Raw genomic sequence first — 17777 nt, 5'->3', positions numbered from 1 at the left:
GGGGTGACAGCGCGCGGCCTATGCCTCGCGCAGCAGGTCGGCCAGGTCGCCCTCGACATCCAGGTGCAGCGCCTCGCCGCCCTTCGGGACGACCTCGTACGACTGGCTCAGAAAGTCCCGCAGATCCTGCGCGTCGAACTGGACCACGGCCATCCCGGCCGCGGTGTGGAACTCCACCACCACGACATCGCGCCGCCCATCGGGGTTGGCCGGCCAGATCTGCACGTCGCCCGCCCCGGCCGGCCCGGCCAGGCCCTCCTCCAGCAGCTCCCGCGCGAATGTCCACGCCACTTCCGACCCGTCCAGCGATGCCACGGGCGGAAAGACCAAGCGGACCGCGAACGGATCGGCGCGGTCGTAACGCAGGCTCGCCGGAATCACCCGCGACCGGGGAGTGGTCGCGATGAGACGGGCCTGAACGGCTTGGTCGATGACGCTGGACATCGCCGGGCTCCCTTGCAATTGGTGCGGATTCCTGGGTCTACAACCACTAGGACGACAAGGGGATTGCGCCAGGTGCATTGGATTCCCATGGATTCATACGTGACCTGCGTCACGGCCCATTGAATGTCGTGAATTGCCCTCTTTGCTGTTTGCGGGATGTGTGAGATGTGTGAGATGCGGCGGTGTGCGGAATCGGCCTGGCGGGGTCCAATTTGACGCAGCGTCAGCTTCCGGGCGGCTGCACGCGGGTGCTGAACTCCCCCTCGGTGGCTGTCCGATGGCCTGGACGGGGCGGCCGGGCTGGGCTAGCTTCCAGCGCACGACATGAGCGGGGTGGGGCGAATGCGGCGCAAGGGGCGCTTGTTGCACGGCGGCATGTTCTCGGACAGGGGGGCGGGCGGGGGGACGGGTGGCCGCGCTGCGGGTGGGGGTACGCACCGCGCTGCCGCCGGGGATAGGTCTTGTGCTGCCGGTGGACATACGTCTGCCGCTGCTGGTAGAGACACGTCTCGCTCTGCCGGCGGAGACACGTCTCGCTCTGCCGACGGAGATAAGGCTCGCGCTGCCGGTGGAGATAGGGCTCGCGCTGCCGGCGGGGATGCCGGCGGTCCAGCACGCCGGGCCAGGCGCCAGATCGGACTGACGGTCGTGGCTCTCACGGTCGCCGCTGTCACGGCACTCGCCTCACCGGCCGCCGTCCCGACGGCGGCAGCCTCGCCCTCGCCCGAGGGTCCGCCACCGGCTGCCTCCCTGACAGCTCCGCACACGGCCCCGCTGACCGCCCCGCACACCGCCTGGCGCTGGCGCCTCAAAGACAGCGGAAGCACCGCCCGCTTCCGCGGTCTGGCCGCCGTCAGCCGTACCACCGCCTGGGTGGCCGGTACCACCGGCACCGTGCTGCGCACCCACGACGGTGGCAAGCACTGGAGCAATGTCTCCCCACCCGGTGCCGGTGCGCTGGAGTTCCGCGACATCGAGGCGTTCGACGGGCGCCGCGCGGTGGTCCTCGCGATCGGCGAGGGTGAGGCCTCGCGGGTCTTCCGTACCGACGACGCCGGCGCCACCTGGACCGAAAGCTTCCGCAACACCGATCCACGGGCCTTCTACGACTGCCTGACCTTCTTCGACCGGCGCCACGGGATCGCGCTCAGCGACCCCGTTAACGGCAAGTACCGCATCCTCTCCACCAGGGACGGCGGCCGCAGCTGGCGCGTACTGCCGTCGGACGGTATGCCCCCGGCCCAGGACGGCGAGGCCGCATTCGCGGCCAGCGGCCAGTGCCTGGTTTCCACCGGCGGCCACGACGCCTGGATCGCGACCGGCGGCGCGGCCACCGCACGCGTCCTGCACAGCGCCGACCGCGGCCGTACATGGTCGGCCGGCGAAGCTCCCGTTCCCGCGGGCGACCCGGCACGCGGAGTCTTCGCCCTCGCCTTCCGTGACCGGACCCATGGCTTCGCGGTCGGCGGCGACTACCGTCCCGACCAGCCCTCGCCGCACGCCGCCGCCGTCAGTAACGACACCGGCGCCACATGGACGACGGCCACCGAGCCGCCGAAGGCATACCGCTCCGGTGCCGCCTGGCTCCCGCACTCCCGGCACCTCGCCCTGGCAGTGGGCCCGTCCGGCAGCGATCTCACGCTCGACGGCGGCCACACCTGGCACCCCTTCGACAACGGCTCGTACGACACCGTCGACTGCACCCCTGACCTCGGCTGCTGGGCGGCGGGCGAGCGGGGCCGGATCGCACGACTGGAGCGGTGAGCGGGTGACCGGGTGACCGGGGAGCCGGGGAGTGGGGCAGGGGGTGAATGGGTGAGTGGGGCCGGTGGATGAGTGGGGCCGTGGGTCAGTGGCCTAGTGCGTGAAGGCGCCACGTCCACCAGGCCGCGCCGCCCTGCCCTCACTCCATCAAGCTCCCCAGCCGCCCCTCCAAGACGACCAGCAACTCGCCCAACGCCGCGGACAGTTCCTCCTGCCGCCGATCGCCGATGCCGCCGAGCAGTGAGGCCTCGTACCGCAGCTGTTCGGGCAGCAGCCGGTCGATGATTTCGCGCCCTTCGTCCGTCAGCGAGAGATGCGCGACCCGGCGGTCCCGGTCGTCGGGCCGGCGGGCGATCAGCCCCCGCTCCTCCAACTGCCGTACGCGCTTGGTCACCGCCGCACCGGAGGCGAACGTCTCGCGGGCCACCCGTCCAGGGGTCAGCTCACGGTCCATCCGGCGCAAGGTGCCCAGGATGTCGAACTCGGGACGGGTGAGCCCTGCCCGCCGAAGTGGCGCATCGGCCGCCTGCTGGAGCAGCGCCGAACAGCGGTTGAGCCGCCCGATCACCGCCATCGGGCCGGTGTCCAGCCCGGGGTGCACCTGCTGCCACTGGCGCAGCACCCCCGCGACGATGTCCTCGGTCACCCGCACTCTCCTCTCGACCGTTCCGTACGCCCCTAATTGTGCCTGCCGGGCGGTGCCGGCCGCCGCGCGGGCGGACGCGTGAGCGGACGCGTGGACCAGTGTCTGGAGGGGTTCCTGGATGGGGTGTCTGGACGGGTGCGCGGGGCGGTGCGCGGCGTGGGTGGGCTCAGGCTGCCAGCGCCGGTGCCGAAAGCCGCCGGACGAGGCCGGCGAGCGCGCGGTGCCCCTGCTGCTCGGCGCGAGCGATCCGCTCCTCCGGCAGGGCGCGCTGCCACCACTCACCGGCCGCCACCTCCACCGCCTCACGCAGCTCGACCAGCGCGCCGGCCAGCCGGTCGCGCGCCCGGCCGATCTCCCAGGCGTCGTCCGCGCCACCGGCCGTCGGAGCGGCCGCAAGCAGCCGGTACGCCGAGGCCTCCGCCTCCACGACCCGCTCCAACGCGACGTCGATACGGTCGGACGCCCGCCGATTGGTCACCGCGATGCAGCAGACCAGGCCCACGGCCGCGCCCACCACGGTGTCGATCCAGCGGTCCGCGATCAGCGTCTGCGCCGGCAGTCGGCTGCCGAATTCGGTCAACAGCAGGGCCATCGGCGTGACGCACACCGAGCCCAGCCAGTAGTTGCGGGTGATGCACGCCTCCGCGCCGAGCTGACACCCCAGCGCCAGCATGATCATCGCGAGCTGCCCGGCGTGGATCAGCGGCAGCATCGCCGTGTACAGCACCAGCCCGAGCAGATTTCCGAGGGTGCGCTGAAGCGCGCGTTGCCAGGACAGCGTGGTGTTGGCCTGATAGATGGAGGCAGCCGTGACCACGGCCCAATACGGGTGCCCGACGCCGGCAGCCATCGACGCCCAGCCCGCCAGCACACACCCGACCGCGACCCGCGCCCCTATGGGCAGCAGCGGCGACCCCGGCGCCAACCGGGCGAGCACCGCCCGCACCCCGTACAAGCGCCCTGGAACAGGCCATCGCCCCCGCGCCCCCGACCGCCCGTACCGTCCGCAGTCTCCGTACCGTCCGCGCTGCCCGTACCGCCCGTTAGCACCACCCCCCACTACCTCGGCCTCGATGCCGACCAGTTCCTCGGCCTGCGCCGCCGAGAGCACGACCTCCGGCAACGGCCGCCCCCTCCGCAGGTCACGGGCCCATCCGCACAGTTGCTCAGCCTCGCCTCCCCGCTCCACTCCCTCTTCCGCCGCCCGCCCTGTCCCTTGCCCCGTCCCTTGCCCCTTCCCGTGCTCCGTCCCTAGATCCGTCCCGTGTGCCGATCCGCCGTCCGGTCCCCGGTTGTCGTGCGGGCGGTAGGGGAGCAGGTCGCCGCAGCCCTGCCCCACATCCCCCAACGCTGCCTCCGCCCGCACCAACAGCCGTTCCAGCCCGACCCGTGCCGCGGCCTTCTCCGGGGTGCGAGCGGCCGGGACCAGGAACAACGTCTGCCAGGCCGCATTCACGGCAGCCGCCGTGGCATGCCGGGCATCCGCAGCGCCACCCGCCTCCGTACGAAGCAGCGCTGCCGCCGCCTCCAGCGCGCGGGCAGTTGCGATCCGCTCCGGTCCCTGCGGCCGGAACAGCGCCGGCGCCATGCACACCAGCCACGCGAGCACCCCGGTGCCGAGCGCCAGCGCCAGATGCAGCGGCACCTGCCCGAGGCGCTGCGGCACGAAGAACGCCGAGGCGGCGATGAAGGTCAGGATGAGGTTCCCCGGCGGACCGATCCGCGTCGCATCGCAGACCATCTTGTGCAGTGCGGCCACCAGCGAGGCGAGCACGACCAGCAGCGCGGTGGACGTGAACAGCGACGCCGCGGTCAGCGCGACGCCCAGGCTCGCGACCATGCCGAGCACGACCCACAGCAGCGCCCGGGCCCGGGAGGCGTACGACAGACCGTGCGCGTACAGGGCGCACATCGCCCCGGCCGAGGTGTAGAGGACCAGGTCCAGCCGGCCCACGGCCCACAGTGTGAGGTCAGGGATCGCCAGCGCCGCGACCGCACTGAGCGCCGGTTTGTGCCAGATGTCGACCGGGCGGCGCAGCCGCACGGCGCTCCTGATCGGCAACGGTCGGGTGCCTACCGCACTCCCCGGTACGGCGCTCCCTCTCCTCTCCGCGGTCTTGGCATGCTTCCCCATACGAGGAGATTAGCAGGTGTTTTACTCGTGAAAGATATGCCTGCTCTGCGCCCGGGATCAGCCCGGCGTAGGGGAGAGCGACAATGGCCGGGTGCCAGCCGCCAAGAAGAAGACAACCACCGCGAACGCCTCACCGGAACGCCGCCGCGAACTGCTCAACACCGCGGCCGAGGTATTCGCCGCACAGGGCTACAACGCCACCACCGTCCGCCGGATCGCAGACGAGGCGGGGATGCTCGCGGGCAGCCTCTACTACCACTTCGATTCCAAGGAATCGATGCTGGACGAGATCCTGTCCACGTTCCTGAATGAGCTGTGGGACGGCTATGACGCCGTACTCGCCGCCGGACTCGGCCCCAGAGAGACCATCGAAGCGCTGGTCACCGAGTCGTTCCGGGAGATCGACCGGCACCGGGCCGCCGTCGCCATCTATCAGAAAGAGGCCAAGCACCTGGTGGCCCAGCCCCGCTTCGGCTATCTCGCCGACTCCCAGCGGAAGTTCGAAAAGGCCTGGCTGGGCACGCTGGAGAGCGGTGTCGCCGACGGCGTCTTCCGCGCGGACCTCGACATCCGGCTCACCTACCGCTTCGTCCGCGACACTGTCTGGGTCGCGGCGAGCTGGTACCGCCCGGGAGGCCAGCACAGCCCCGAGGAGATCGCCCGCCAGTACCTCTCGATGGTTCTGGACGGTATCGCCGTACGCGTATAACCCGCTCGACCGGCCTGCGGCCTGAGGTCCAACGGGCTCAGGAGGCGGCCGGCCGACTCGCTTGAAGCGCCCGAGTGTCCGCCGCCCCTACTGGGTGTCGCTTTGCTGCTCGTCGCGCAGCTGGGGGGAGCTGCTCAGCAGGAAGTGTTCTTCACATACAGCGCCCGCGGCGCCCCCGTCGTGCCGTAACGGACGTCCTTCGTCGCGCCCTTGAGCAGGCGGCCGTGGGGGTCCTTGCGATGCGGGACGACGATGGTGAAGCACGCCGTGCGCTGGCTGCACAGGTTCGTCAGCCGGACGTACCGGTCGTGGCCCTTGTTGAAGTACTTCCTCACCTTCACGCACTGCGGCGAACCGTCGGCGGCCGCCGCGTTCGTGGCAGTGGCGAGAGTGAGCGAGGCGCTGCCCGCTATCGCTGCCAGCGCTATTGCCGTGATCTTTCGCACGTGATCTCCCCCGAGAGAAATTCAGACTCAGACTCCCCTTGCGAAACCCCTACCGGGTTCGCACGTACATTCCCCATTGTCCATACCTGCCCCAGCAAACTCAGCCCCGGGGGCCACACAGGGACACAAGTGCGACAAAGGAGCGACCCTTTCGGAACCTGCCCGGACCACCGCACTGCCCCCGGTCAACCCGCGCAGGCACCCACCAGTCACCCGCCCAGCCCGCCCCACAGCCCACAAACACCCAGCTCACACCACCCATGCCCCACCGTCGCCACCACCTCGTAAGGCGACGGTGCCCCCACGAACCCCAGAGCAAAGACCTGTCCTGTCCTGCCTCGCCTGTCACACGAGTCGCGGGGAGACGCTGTTACACAATCGCGAAGTAGCCGGACGACGCACAAGCTCGGAAGGTGACGGCCGTCACGTCAGAAGCGGCAGTCGCCGCTGCACCCGACTGCGCCCTGAGAGCGACACTGCCCTGCCCATACCGGACCGCGACACGAGACAGCTGCGGCCGCGCCCTCGACCAGTACACGGGTCAGCAGCCGAACCTCCGCGCTGTCTCTCCGGCGCACGCCAATCCGTCCGGGCTCCTGCTCGCCTCGCCCCGTGGCCCTCGGGCGCACCTGGGCGGAAGAGGGCGCGGCGGCGGGCCGGGGAGTTGCCGGGGACGAGAGCGAAACCGCGGGTGGGGGCGAGGGCGCTGGGGGAGGGGACGGGAGGGGAGGCGCAGCATCCTCATCCCCAGGAGCCTCTCCCGGGGGGCTCCCCCCCGCCCCACCACCCCCACCTCCCCTCAACGCATGCCAGCCGCAGGCGCACCGCAGCCTGCCGAGAGAGCGAGCCGTCATCCCGAGCCGCCGCCAACAGGTACGAGGCACGTCCGCCATCCGCACCCCACCCCCCCGCGGCCAATTGCTTGCCATCAGCCAACCGTTGAGCCCAGCCCTCGTCGATCCCGGGCTGCTGGGCGCCCACGTCGATCCCGGGCTACTGGAGGCCATGCCGATCCCGGGGTGCTTGGCATGCATAGCCCATGCCGAAGCTTGCGGGCGCTGGCCCGTTGCCCTTCTCGAATGGCAGCCGTGGGTTCACTCGTGGTCGGCAGGCGGCCTGGCCGTGACCACTCTCAGGCCCCGGTCCGCGAACTCCCGACGGGTTGCCTCGTTCGCGCCGGCGTCCGTGATGAACGTGTCGAAGACATCCGCGTCCCCGACCCGGGCGAAGCACCGCTCGCCGATCTTCGACGAGTCCGCGACGACCACGGCACGCCGGGCGCGCTCGGCCATCAGGCGGTTGACGCGGGCCTCCGCCTCGTCGTGCACCGTTGCCCCCATCGTTGGGTCCATACCGTTGGCCCCGATGAACGCGATGTCGATCGAGATCTGTTGCAGCACCAACTCGCTGAACGGGCCGACGAGTTCGAACGACCGGGAGTGTGCCACCCCGCCGGTGAGCACGATCTTGATCTGCGGACGTACGGCCAGCTCATTGGCGATGTTGAGGGAATTGGTGACGATCGTCAGATGCGGTTGCGGCCCTGCCTCCGCGAAGTCAGGACGCGTGGCCAGCACCCGGGCGATCGCGGTGGTGGTGGTGCCACCGCTGAGCCCGACCACATCCCCCCGCTCGACCAGCTTCGCCGCGGCCTTTGCCACTGCCTCCTTCTCCTCCGACCGGTGGCCGTGCTTGTAGCGGATCGGCAGGTCGTACGCCACCGAGCTGAGTACCGCTCCGCCCCGGGTGCGGGTCAGCAGCTGCTGCTCGGCGAGGGCGTCCATGTCGCGCCGCATCGTGGCGGCCGAGACCTCCAGAGCGGTCGCAGCCTCCTCGACATCCACCCGGCCTCGTTCCCCGAGCAGCTCGAGCAGTGCGTTCATCCGTTCATGGCGCTTCATAGCGCGAGCCTAATTCGTTCCCACCGGCCGCGATGATCCCCGGTACCCTCCTCGTCCACGCCCCTTCACCTCGCTCTCCTCTCTGCCTTCACGGGCATCGCCAGGCTTGGCTATCGGTGTCTTACTTGCTCGATTTGTCCGAGCGGCTCGATGTCGGGTGCTCATCCCCGGGCCGGTGCCTGGGCGGCGTACTGGCCCGGGACCGTTGCGGGAGTGCCGAGCACGCCGAGCAGCCTTGCGGCCTCTTCGGCCACTGCTTCGCGGGCCGGCTTGACGTACTTCCGGGAGTCGACGAGTGACGGATCGGCGCCCAGCGTCTGCCGTATCGCGTGGGTGAAGACGGAGACCAGGTGAGTGGAAATATTGATCTTCGTCATTCCGGCGGCGATGGCGCGGCGCAGCTCGTCGTCGGGCACACCGGAGGAACCATGGAGCACCAGGGGCACCGGCAGGGTGGTGTGCAGTGCGGTGATGAGTTCTTTGTCGAGTACGGCCGTGCGCTCGTGCATGGCATGCGACGAGCCGACGGCCACGGCCAAGGCGTCCACATCTGTCGCGCGGACGAAAGTCAGGGCCTCGTCGGGGTCTGTGCGCGCGCCCGGCGCGTGCACTCCGTCCTTGCCGCCGACCTCGCCGAGCTCCGCCTCGACATAGGCGCCCCGGTCATGGCACCAGGCGGTGAGTTCGGCGGTGGTTGCGACGTTCTCTTCGTACGGGAGCTTGGAGGCGTCCACCATCACGGACCCCACTCCGGCGGTGATGCCCTGGCGGACCAGTTCCGCGTCGGTGATGTGGTCGAGGTGTACCGCGATGGGGGCGCTGGAGTCCTCGGCGAGCGCGAGGGTGGCGCGGGTGATCGGCAGCAGGCTGCCGTGGTAGCGGATGCAGTTCTCGCTGATTTGCAGGATCAGCGGAATGCCGGTGCGTTCCGCGGCGGAGACGAGGGCTTCGGCAGTTTCCAGATGGATGACATTGAAGGCCGCGGCACCGACCCGCGCCTCACGGGCGGCATCGACGATGGATGAGGTGGGAACGAGGGGCATGGGATGTTGACTCCCTTGCGGATCAAGCAGGTTGACGTTGTGGGCGGGGGTGAGGGAGGGCGGGCGGCTACGAGGCGGCGGGGGACTCGAGCATCACCGAGCGGGTCAGGCTGCGCGGGTTGTCGGGATCGAGGCCACGGGCCCGGGCCCGCTCCAGCGCCACCCGCTGGACCAGCACCAGATCGGCCAGCGGATCGCGCGCATGGCGCACGAAGCGCGCACCCGTCCGCACCACATCGGCTTCCAGCCCGTCCGGTGCTTGGCCGAACAGCCAGGTGACCCGGCCGGGTGCGGCTATCGCGATCGGCCCGTGGCGGTACTCCATCGCGGGGTAGGACTCCGTCCAACTCTGCGACGCCTCACGCATCTTGAGGGCCGCCTCGTTGGCCAGGCCGAACGTCCAGCCCGTGCCGAGGAAAGTGAACTGCTCGGCGTCGATCCATTCCTTCTCCACGGGGGAGGTCAGGGCCTCTTGTGCGTCGGCCACCGCCCCGGAGGTGTCCTGGCCCAGGTGAGCGCGCAGCAGCGTCAGCGCCGTTGTCGCAAAGCGGGTCTGTACCACCGACTTCTCGTCGGCGAACGGCAGCGCGACCGTCTCGTCGGAGAGTGCGACCGCCGGCGTTTCGGGATCGCCGATGATCGTCACTGTCGGGATGCGTCCCTTGACCGCATCGAGCACGCGCAGCACTTCGGTGGTCGTGCCGGAGCGCGTGATCGCCACTACCGCGTCATAGCCGCGGTCGCTGCCGAGGAATGCCTCGGAGGCGGCGAAGGGGTCCGTCACTCCGAGCCCGGCGCCCTCACGTAGCGCCGCGTAGGACTGCGCCATGAACCATGAGGTGCCGCAGCCGACGACGGCGACCCGTTGTCCGGCCTTGGGCAGCGGACCTGCCGCGGCGCCCATCCGCGCGGCCTCCTGCCAGGTCTCCGGCTGATTGTGCAGCTCCTGCTCCATGTACGAGGTCTCGCTCATGACCCACCCTCCCGTGATGTGCGAACAGTCCGACGTCCGCGTGGTGCTGTGATCGCTGTTTGCTGCGCTTGCGAGTGCCGCTTGCTCACTCTTGCGCGAAGATGCCGCGTGATGCTGCGTGAAGATGCTTCTTTGTGCTTTCTTGCAATCGACTGTACGCAGAAACGCCCACGCGATCCATCCCTCGTACGGGTGGATGCGGCAGAGGGGTGGCGAGGAAGCGGTGCTGATGAGGGGTTGATTGGAGGGCTGTGGCAGGCGCTGGAGGGGGTTGAGTGCAGGGGATCGTGCGAGGTGAAGGGCGAGAGCTAGCTGTTGACAGCTGCGTGAAAGTGACCGAATACTCGCAAGATCAGTCATGCGGGCTCAGTCAGCCCTGCCACAAGGCCGCTCCGCCGCACAGAGGACTCCCCATGTCCATTGCCACGCTCTCCGCGACGCCCCCACCACCGCCGTCGCGCACCACACGCCGCACCGGTCGGCTGTTCGCGCTCACCGGCGCCGTCGTAGGCGTCATCTACGGCTACGACACCGGCAGCATCTCCGGTGCCCTGGTGTTCCTGAGCAAGGACTTCCATCTGACCGAGGCCGAGAAAGGCCTGGTCAACAGCATCCTGGTGTTCGGGTCCATCGTGGGCGCGCTGATCGGGGGAAAGCTTGCCGACGCGTTGGGCCGTAGGGCCGCGATGCTGATCGTTGCCGGCTCGTACGCGGTCTTCGTCGCGCTCTCCGCGCTCGCACCCAACGTCGTGGTGCTGGACATCGTCCGTTTTCTGCTCGGCATCGCCATCGGCATCTCGATCGTCGCCGCGCCGCTCTACGTCGCCGAATCCACCCCGGCCCGTATTCGCGGCGCCTCCGTGGCCGCTTATCAAGTAGCCACGGTCGCCGGCATCGTCATCACCTACTTCGTCAACTGGGGCCTGTCCGGCGGCGGCCACTGGCGCTGGATGCTCGGACTCTCCGCGATCCCGGCGGCGCTCGTTCTGATCCCGCTGCTCCGGCTGCCGGACACCCCACGCTGGTATGTGCTCAAGGGGCGCACGGAGCGAGCCGTTGAGGTCATGGCGATGACCGACCCGGATGTCGATCCGCGGGCGGAGGTTGCGGCCGTGGGCGCCGCGCTCGCCGAGGAGAACGGCGGATCGGCGCGCTCGCTGCTGCGCAAGCCGTACGCCCGCGCCGCACTCTTCGTCGTCGGCCTCGGGTTCTTCTGCCAGATCACCGGCATCAATGCCGTGACGTACTACAGCCCGCAGATCTTCGAGGAGATGGGCTTCACCGGCAACGGCCAGAGCTTCCTGCTGCCGTCCTTCGTCCAGCTCGCCTCACTGGCCGCGACGGTGCTCGCCATCCTCATCATCGACCGGCTCGGCCGCCGCATGGTGCTGCTCTGCGGTATCGGCACGATGGTGCTGATGCTCGCCGTGCTGACCGCCGTCTTCGGCTCGGGGGAGCTGCACGGTGCCACGACCTGGATCGGCTTCGGTGCCATCCTGCTGTTCACCGCGGCCTTCAACTTCGGCTTCGGATCGCTGATCTGGGTCTATGCGAGCGAGGCGTTCCCCGCCCAGCTGCGCTCCACCGGAGCGTCGGTGATGCTCACCGCCGACCTGGTCGCCAACCTCCTGATCGCCCAGTTCTTCCCGTCACTGATGTCCTGGGCCGGTGCGGCCCGGACCTTCGCGGGCCTCGGTGTCCTGGCGCTCGCCGCCCTGGTCTTCGCCTCTGTTACCGCGCCCGAGACCAAGGGGCGTCAACTGGAGGAGATCCAGGACTATTGGCGCAATGGGGGGCGGTGGCCGGAGACGTCCGCGCCGGGTCCCGCGAGTCCGGAGCCGGTCGGGGAGGCGGCGGTACCTCCGGCCACGTCGTCATAGGCCCGGGCCATGGGTCCTTGCTGAGCGGGGGAGCTTTCGGGGTGTCTCAGGACGGCGGCTGCTCGCGGTACCTCTCCAGAGCCGGGGCGGTCGTCGTCGCCACGAACTCGGTGATCCGGTACTCGCACACCCCGGCAAGGGTGAACGGGTCCTGGGCGACGATCTGCTCCACGGTCGCCCGGTCCATCCCGGCGGCGATGATCACGCCCCCCTCACGCGGGACCTTGCGGCCGGCGGCGATGAAATGCCCCGTGGCGTACCCCTTCTGAAGCCACGCCACGTGCTCCTCAAGGGCGGCGTCGACGGCTTCGAGGGGCGCGGTGTAGGTCAGTTCCAGTACGAACATGGAAGAAATATAGAGGAGACGAGGGCGGCTTCTGGCCTCCGTCCCGGTGGGGAAGCGCAGGCCAGGGCGGGCGCGGGGCCGGCGGAGCCCGGGGCGAGGTTGTGGTCCTCGGGGCGGGGGCCGGTGTTGGACGGATCAGGTCGTGCGCAGGTGGGGGCGACGTCGGCCGTGCTGTGTTGCGCGCTCGTAGGCATGACCGGCCTGGAGGACGGCGAGATCGGCGCGCGGTGGGCCGATGAACTGCATCCCCACGGGCAGGCCGCCCGGGGTGAAGCCCGCCGGGACGGACAGGGCGGGGACACCGAGGACGGAGATGAGGTAGGCGGAGCGCATCCAGTCCAGATACGTCTCCGTGGGGCGGCCCGCAACCTCCCGCGGATACTCCAGCTCCGCATCGAACGGCGTGACTTGGCTGACGGGGCAGAGGAGGAGGTCGTACCGGACGAAGAAGTCGAGCGTCCTCAGATGCAGCCGGCTGCGGGTCGTGGTGGCGGTGATCAGGTCGGCCGTGGTCAGCCGGCGACCCTGCTCGATGTTCCAGGCCAGGCTGGGTTTGACGGCTTCCGGGTCGGCGTCGAGCAGGCTGCCGAACGCCTGACGGAAGCTGTGCGCCCGCAGCGTACGGAAGGCCGCATCGGCCCCGGCGAGGTCCGGACACGCGGTGTCCACATGGCAGCCGAGCTCCTCCAGCACGCCCAGCTGAGGCTCCAGAACGGCGAGGACGTCCGGGTCGGCCGGAGCGAGCCCGCCGAGGTCGGGGGTCCAGGCGATGCGCAGCCCGTGCAGTTCGCGGTCGAGCGGCACCCGGAAGGCCTCACCGGGCGTCTCCAGACTGATCGGGCAGCGCGGGTCCGGGCCGGCCATCGCCGACAGCAACAGGGCCGTGTCGGCGACGGTCCGCCCCATGGGGCCGGGGACCGCAAGCGTGTCCCAGAGGTTGTCGCCCGGGTGCGCGGGGACACGGCCCGGCGTCGGCCGCAGCCCGACCACGTTGCAGAAGGACGCCGGATTGCGCAGCGAGCCACCCATGTCACTGCCGTCGGCGAGCGGTTGCAGCCCGGCCGCGAGCGCCGCGGCCGCGCCTCCACTGCTGCCGCCCGCCGAGCGCATGGTGTCGTACGGATTGCGGGTGGTGCCGAAGACCGGGTTGAAGGTGTGCGAACCGGCGGCGAATTCAGGGACGTTGGTCTTGCCCAGGCGGATGGCGCCGGCCCGCTGCACCCGGTCGACCAGCAGCTCGTCCTCGTCGGGGACGTGGGTGGCGAAGAGCGGTGAGCCGAACGTCGTGCGCATTCCGCGGGTGAGATGGGTGTCCTTGAAGGCGAGCGGCAGACCGTGCAGGGGCGGCACGGCGCCGCCCCGGACCAGGCGTTCGTCCGCGTCTGCGGCAGCCGCCAGCGCGCCTTCGGGGTCGAGGGTCACAACGGCGTTGATCGCCGGATTGACCTGCTCGATGCGGTCCAGATGGGCCTGGACGACCTCCCGGGCGGAGAGCTCGCGGCGACGTAACCGGGCGGCGAGATCGGTGGCATCGAGGTGGAAGAGCGCGTCGGACATGAAGGCCTCTGAGGGAGTCGGCAGGGCGGTCAGGGGCGGGAGCGGGCGTGCTCATTCACCGTACCGACGGCCACTGACAGCGAGGTGGCCCATGCTCTGCGAGCACCGGCTCGATCACCGGTTCGGTAGCGTTGTGGTCACCATGGAAACTCCCGGAACGCTCTCCTGCGAAGAGGAACTGCGGCACTGGCCGGCCGACGAGGCCCGGGCGCGCGCGGTACAGGACCGGTTGCGGTCCTCCGTACGGCTCGACGAGTCCGGGCCGGAACCGGGCTTCGAGGGCACGGTGGTGGGGGTGGACGTCGCCTACGACGACGACCGTGATGTCGTCGCCGCGGCGGCCGTCGCACTGGACGCCCGTACCCTCGCCGTCGTCGACGAGGCCACCGCCGCCGGCCAGGTCTGCTTCCCCTACGTGCCGGGGCTGCTCGCTTTCCGCGAGATTCCGACCGTGCTCGCCGCCCTCGCCCGCCTCGACCGCACCCCCGATCTCGTGGTCTGCGACGGCTACGGGCTGGCCCACCCGCGCCGCTTCGGGCTCGCCAGCCACCTGGGGGTGCTCACCGGACTGCCGACGATCGGCGTCGCCAAGAACCCCTTCACGTTCCGGTACGCGCCTCCGGGGCCGGAGCGTGGCGCGACCTCTCCGCTCCTTGACGGCGACGAGGAGGTGGGACGTGCCCTGCGCACCCAAAAGGGCGTCAAACCGGTCTTCGTCTCCGTAGGGCATCGCGTCGACCTCGACCGGGCATGCGCCCATACGCTCCGCCTGGCGGCCGCATACCGGCTCCCGGAGACGACCCGGGCCGCCGACGCGCTGTGCCGGAAGGCCCTGGCGAGCGCATGACGGCGGGACGGTGTACGACGCCGGCTACTGGTCCTTGACCACGCGGAAAGTGATGCCCGCCTCCTGGAGCCGGGCCGTCAGCGCGTCTCCCATGGCAACTGCGGTCGTCACCTGGCCCGCGGTCTCCGGCAGGTCGTCGAAGGCCAGGCTGAGCGCCGACTCGGCGAGCATCTTCGCCGTCTCCTCGTAGCCGGGATCGCCGCCCGAAACCTCGGTGATCAGGCGCTTTCCGCCGCCCGAAGCAACGAAGCGGACCGCGAACCAGCTTCGCGCGCGGCGCTCCGGGGCCGGGCCTTCGCCCGGCTCCAGACGTCCCGCCAGCCAGCGTCGAGCGGGCGGTACCTGGGCCAGTGCGCACAGCGCGCCCGCCCCCAGGACACCGCCGACGGCGACCGGCAGCCGCCGCACACCCGCGTAGTGGCGATAGCGGAAGTCGGGGCCGTAGCGGTCCAGTGCGGCTGCCGAACGGGCGATGATCTGCGGATCGAGGGTCGGCAGCGGCACGCCCCAGGTGCCGGTCTCGCTGCTCCTGACAGGCGGGCCGAACGGTGCGCGGACCATACGGCCGGCCGGGCGCGGTTCGACCCGTTGTCGTTCGCGGGCCGCCCGCACCATGGCGACCGGGCGGGATGCGACGGTCAGCGCGGAGGCCAGAGTGCCGCCGGAGACCGTCGCGTTGGTGCGGACGAAGCCATCGATGCGCAGCGGGACGCCCTCGGGGAGGAGCCCCACCGTGTAGTGGACGCCCAGGTCGTGCGGGACGGCGTCGAACCCGCAGGCGTGGACGAGGCGCGCGCCCGAGGTGCGGGCCGTCGCATCGTGCCGCATATACATCCGGTCGATGAATTCCGGCTCGCCCGTGAGGTCCACGTAGTCGGTGCCGGCCGCGGCGCACGCGGCGACCAGCGGCTCACCGTGGATCAGATACGGGCCGACGGTCGTCGCCAGCACCCGGGTGTCGGCGGCGAGGGCGCGCAGCGCGTCCCGGTCACCGCTGTCGGCCCGCAGGAGCGGCAGATCGGCGCAGGCCGGATTGATCTCCGCCAGCCGCTCGCGCAACCGCTCCAGTTTGGCGGGGCTGCGTCCGGCCAGCGCCCATCGGCAGCCCTTCGGGGCGTGCTCGGCCAGATACGCGGCGGTGAGGGCGCCGGCGAAACCGGTCGCCCCGTAGAGGACGAGGTCATGGGCCCGTCCGGAGGTGTCCTGCCGTCGCATCGCGCGTCCTCTCGACCACCCTGTTGACCTGGCTTCCGGACCCTAGGCAGTCGCCGTCGTTCCGTCAACGACCGGTCACTGGCGTCACGTTGGCCTCAGCCGTCCCGGTGGTCGCCGCTTGATGGCGCCGGGGTCGGCACGGTGCGGCATGCGGTCTTGACAGGGTGTCGTCGTCGGGCCAGATTCGCCCTTGGCGCCGATGACGTAGGACGTCCCATGTCTGAAGCCTGCTTCGAGGGCGACGCACACGCAGTTGCCCGCCGACCCCGTGCTCGCACCCCTCCGCCGACGGTGTGCTCGCCGCCGCCCCGTAGGCGCCTCGCGACGCCTCTGCGGCACCGATGTCCGCCGACTCCTGGAGGAGGCCGGGTTGTTGTGACGATGCGCCCCTTGGACACCGCTGACGGAACACGGAGCTGGTACCGGGAGGTCACCCCGCGGCAGTGGAAGGCGATGTTCGCCGCCTGGATCGGTTATCTCCTCGACGGCTTCGACTTCGTCCTGATCACGCTGGTGCTGACCGAAATCGCCGAGGACTTCCAGCTGAGCACCGCCACCGCCGCCTCGCTCATCTCAGGCGCCTTCATCACCCGATGGCTCGGCGGCGCCGTCCTGGGCGCACTGGGGGACCGCTACGGACGCAGGGCCGCCATGGTCACCAGCATTCTGCTCTACTCGCTTGGCACCTTTGCCTGCGGCTTCGCCTGGGGTTACACCAGCCTGTTCGTCGCTCGGCTGGTGATCGGCCTGGGCATGGCGGGGGAGTACAGCGCCAGCGTGACGTATGTGCTGGAGAGCTGGCCCACCCGATGGCGCAACCGCGCCTCCGGATTCCTGATTTCCGGTTACGCGGGCGGCACCGTCCTCGCGGCCGAGCTCTACAAGTGGGTGGTGCCCTCCTGGGGCTGGCGCTGGATGTTCTGGATAGGCGTACTGCCCGTCCTCGTCGCCCTCTGGGTACGCAGATCGCTGCCGGAGGCGGGGGACTGGCAGAGGGAGATCGGTGCCGCCGCCGACCGCCCGGAAGGACAGCGTCCTCATCCGTTCCGACCGCTGTTCACCGGCCGGGCACGGACCTTGGGCAATGTGACCCTGGCGGCGGTCGCCTCGGTCGCGCTGTTCTGCGTCTTCACGCCCGCGGGGGCGGGACACCTCCCTTGGCTGTCGGGCGTCGCGGCGCTCTGCCTGCTCGCCTTCGCCGCTCAGCTGGGCGGCCGCCAGGGATGGCTGCTGTACGTGTCCCTGACGGCGACGGTCTTCTGCGCCTTCCTCTACAGCTGGCCCATCCAGGCCCTGCTGCCCACCTACCTCAAGACCGGCCTCGGGTACGACCCCGGGCAGGTCACCGACGTGATGTTCTACGCCGGCTTCGGCACAATGGCGGGCTGCTGGCTGGCGGGCTTCGTCGGTGACCGGTTCGGTACCCGGCGCGCCTACGCAGGGACCCTGCTGGCCTCCCTCGCCTTCGTCTTCCCGGTCTTCGCGGTGCGGGACAGCCTGCCGGCGCTCGGCGTGCTGGTCTTCGGCCTGCTCGCGCTCAGCCAGGGCATCTCCGGCATCCTGCCGAAGTACCTCGCGGGCCACTTCCCGACCGCGACCCGCGCCGCGTCCCTGGGCTTCGTCTACAACGTCGGGGCCCTGGGAGGGGCGGTGGCACCCGTCCTCGGCGCCCGTCTGGCCGAAGGGATGTCCCTGGGGCGGGCGCTCGCGGTGCTCACTTTCGGGCTGACGCTCATCGTCATCGTCCTGGTGGGCGGCAATGTCCCCCAGCGGCTGGGCAGGCTTGTGGACCGGCGGGCACCCGAGGACCACCTCGTCCCGGATGTCACGCCGTAGCCCTGCATGCGTCGGCCCGTCACTCCGTGCGGTCGT

At 70.4% G+C, this 17777-nt stretch carries 15 protein-coding genes; 5 read left to right on the top strand and 10 right to left on the bottom strand.

Annotation, left to right across the window (positions count from 1 at the left end; genetic code table 11):
• Positions 1-18 precede the first annotated feature (18 nt).
• Positions 19-444 (bottom strand): spore wall synthesis regulator SsgD, encoded by a 426-nt coding sequence (gene ssgD / locus ACZ55A_RS08050; protein WP_468835941.1) that lies wholly within the window; start codon positions 442-444, stop codon positions 19-21.
• A 774-nt stretch (positions 445-1218) separates the two neighbouring features.
• Between ssgD and ACZ55A_RS08045 the strand changes: the two genes are divergently transcribed.
• The gene (locus tag ACZ55A_RS08045; protein ID WP_468836619.1) at positions 1219-2208 is read left to right on the top strand and encodes a WD40/YVTN/BNR-like repeat-containing protein; all 990 of its coding nucleotides are present in this window, start codon (positions 1219-1221) and stop codon (positions 2206-2208) included.
• Positions 2209-2347: 139 nt separating this feature from the next.
• On the opposite strand, the gene ACZ55A_RS08040 is transcribed toward ACZ55A_RS08045, so the two are convergent.
• Together ACZ55A_RS08040 and ACZ55A_RS08035 are read right to left on the bottom strand one after the other, a co-directional pair.
• On the bottom strand, positions 2348-2854 hold the full coding sequence (locus tag ACZ55A_RS08040; protein ID WP_468835939.1) for a MarR family winged helix-turn-helix transcriptional regulator: 507 nt from the start codon (positions 2852-2854) through the stop codon (positions 2348-2350).
• A 166-nt stretch (positions 2855-3020) separates the two neighbouring features.
• Positions 3021-4988 carry an FUSC family protein gene (locus tag ACZ55A_RS08035; protein ID WP_468835936.1) on the bottom strand — a complete coding sequence of 656 codons (1968 nt, stop codon included), beginning with the start codon at positions 4986-4988 and terminating at the stop codon, positions 3021-3023.
• A 91-nt stretch (positions 4989-5079) separates the two neighbouring features.
• Between ACZ55A_RS08035 and ACZ55A_RS08030 the strand changes: the two genes are divergently transcribed.
• Positions 5080-5697, top strand: a complete 618-nt coding sequence (locus ACZ55A_RS08030) for a TetR/AcrR family transcriptional regulator (protein WP_468835934.1) — start codon at positions 5080-5082, stop codon at positions 5695-5697.
• Between the two features lie 134 nt (positions 5698-5831).
• Here the strand turns inward: ACZ55A_RS08030 and ACZ55A_RS08025 are convergent, their stop codons facing one another.
• The 4 genes from ACZ55A_RS08025 to ACZ55A_RS08010 form a co-directional block, all read right to left on the bottom strand.
• The gene (locus ACZ55A_RS08025) at positions 5832-6143 is read right to left on the bottom strand and encodes a hypothetical protein (RefSeq protein ID WP_468835932.1); all 312 of its coding nucleotides are present in this window, start codon (positions 6141-6143) and stop codon (positions 5832-5834) included.
• A 1094-nt stretch (positions 6144-7237) separates the two neighbouring features.
• Positions 7238-8044, bottom strand: a complete 807-nt coding sequence (locus ACZ55A_RS08020) for a DeoR/GlpR family DNA-binding transcription regulator (RefSeq protein WP_468835929.1) — start codon at positions 8042-8044, stop codon at positions 7238-7240.
• A gap of 161 nt (positions 8045-8205) precedes the next feature.
• Entirely contained in the window at positions 8206-9087 is an 882-nt protein-coding gene (locus ACZ55A_RS08015; RefSeq protein ID WP_468835926.1) for a class II fructose-bisphosphate aldolase, read from the bottom strand.
• A gap of 67 nt (positions 9088-9154) precedes the next feature.
• Positions 9155-10060 carry an SIS domain-containing protein gene (locus ACZ55A_RS08010; RefSeq protein ID WP_468835924.1) on the bottom strand — a complete coding sequence of 302 codons (906 nt, stop codon included), beginning with the start codon at positions 10058-10060 and terminating at the stop codon, positions 9155-9157.
• Positions 10061-10473: 413 nt separating this feature from the next.
• Between ACZ55A_RS08010 and ACZ55A_RS08005 the strand changes: the two genes are divergently transcribed.
• On the top strand, positions 10474-11940 hold the full coding sequence (locus ACZ55A_RS08005; RefSeq protein WP_468835921.1) for a sugar porter family MFS transporter: 1467 nt from the start codon (positions 10474-10476) through the stop codon (positions 11938-11940).
• A gap of 46 nt (positions 11941-11986) precedes the next feature.
• On the opposite strand, the gene ACZ55A_RS08000 is transcribed toward ACZ55A_RS08005, so the two are convergent.
• Complete coding sequence (locus ACZ55A_RS08000; RefSeq protein WP_468835919.1) at positions 11987-12286, bottom strand: YciI family protein; 300 nt, start codon at positions 12284-12286, stop codon at positions 11987-11989.
• A gap of 135 nt (positions 12287-12421) precedes the next feature.
• The gene (locus ACZ55A_RS07995) at positions 12422-13843 is read right to left on the bottom strand and encodes an amidase (RefSeq protein ID WP_468835916.1); all 1422 of its coding nucleotides are present in this window, start codon (positions 13841-13843) and stop codon (positions 12422-12424) included.
• A 142-nt stretch (positions 13844-13985) separates the two neighbouring features.
• Here ACZ55A_RS07995 and ACZ55A_RS07990 point away from each other — a divergent pair, with 142 nt between their 5' ends.
• Positions 13986-14690: an endonuclease V gene (locus ACZ55A_RS07990; protein ID WP_468835914.1), complete on the top strand. Its 705-nt coding sequence runs from the start codon at positions 13986-13988 to the stop codon at positions 14688-14690.
• A gap of 24 nt (positions 14691-14714) precedes the next feature.
• Here the strand turns inward: ACZ55A_RS07990 and ACZ55A_RS07985 are convergent, their stop codons facing one another.
• Positions 14715-15905 carry a saccharopine dehydrogenase family protein gene (locus ACZ55A_RS07985; RefSeq protein WP_468835911.1) on the bottom strand — a complete coding sequence of 397 codons (1191 nt, stop codon included), beginning with the start codon at positions 15903-15905 and terminating at the stop codon, positions 14715-14717.
• 381 nt (positions 15906-16286) lie between these two features.
• On the opposite strand from ACZ55A_RS07985, the gene ACZ55A_RS07980 reads away from it, so the two are divergent.
• The gene (locus ACZ55A_RS07980) at positions 16287-17741 is read left to right on the top strand and encodes a sialate:H+ symport family MFS transporter (protein ID WP_468836617.1); all 1455 of its coding nucleotides are present in this window, start codon (positions 16287-16289) and stop codon (positions 17739-17741) included.
• Positions 17742-17777: the final 36 nt, after the last annotated feature.

Source organism: Streptomyces sp. NPDC034111 (assembly GCF_055575375.1).
The sequence above is the reverse complement of the archived record's forward strand: the minus strand, read 5'-3'. Positions and strand labels throughout refer to the sequence as shown.

What these genes read in the sequence shown, in the direction of transcription:
- ssgD (WP_468835941.1), bottom strand. Translation starts at nt 444, where the DNA reads ATGTCCAGCGTCATCGACCAAGCCGTTCAGGCCCGTCTCATCGCGACC.
- ACZ55A_RS08035 (WP_468835936.1), bottom strand. Translation starts at nt 4,988, where the DNA reads ATGGGGAAGCATGCCAAGACCGCGGAGAGGAGAGGGAGCGCCGTACCG.
- ACZ55A_RS08020 (WP_468835929.1), bottom strand. Translation starts at nt 8,044, where the DNA reads ATGAAGCGCCATGAACGGATGAACGCACTGCTCGAGCTGCTCGGGGAA.
- ACZ55A_RS08015 (WP_468835926.1), bottom strand. Translation starts at nt 9,087, where the DNA reads ATGCCCCTCGTTCCCACCTCATCCATCGTCGATGCCGCCCGTGAGGCG.
- ACZ55A_RS08010 (WP_468835924.1), bottom strand. Translation starts at nt 10,060, where the DNA reads ATGAGCGAGACCTCGTACATGGAGCAGGAGCTGCACAATCAGCCGGAG.
- ACZ55A_RS08005 (WP_468835921.1), top strand. Translation starts at nt 10,474, where the DNA reads ATGTCCATTGCCACGCTCTCCGCGACGCCCCCACCACCGCCGTCGCGC.
- ACZ55A_RS08000 (WP_468835919.1), bottom strand. Translation starts at nt 12,286, where the DNA reads ATGTTCGTACTGGAACTGACCTACACCGCGCCCCTCGAAGCCGTCGAC.
- ACZ55A_RS07995 (WP_468835916.1), bottom strand. Translation starts at nt 13,843, where the DNA reads ATGTCCGACGCGCTCTTCCACCTCGATGCCACCGATCTCGCCGCCCGG.
- ACZ55A_RS07990 (WP_468835914.1), top strand. Translation starts at nt 13,986, where the DNA reads ATGGAAACTCCCGGAACGCTCTCCTGCGAAGAGGAACTGCGGCACTGG.
- ACZ55A_RS07985 (WP_468835911.1), bottom strand. Translation starts at nt 15,905, where the DNA reads ATGCGACGGCAGGACACCTCCGGACGGGCCCATGACCTCGTCCTCTAC.
- ACZ55A_RS07980 (WP_468836617.1), top strand. Translation starts at nt 16,287, where the DNA reads ATGCGCCCCTTGGACACCGCTGACGGAACACGGAGCTGGTACCGGGAG.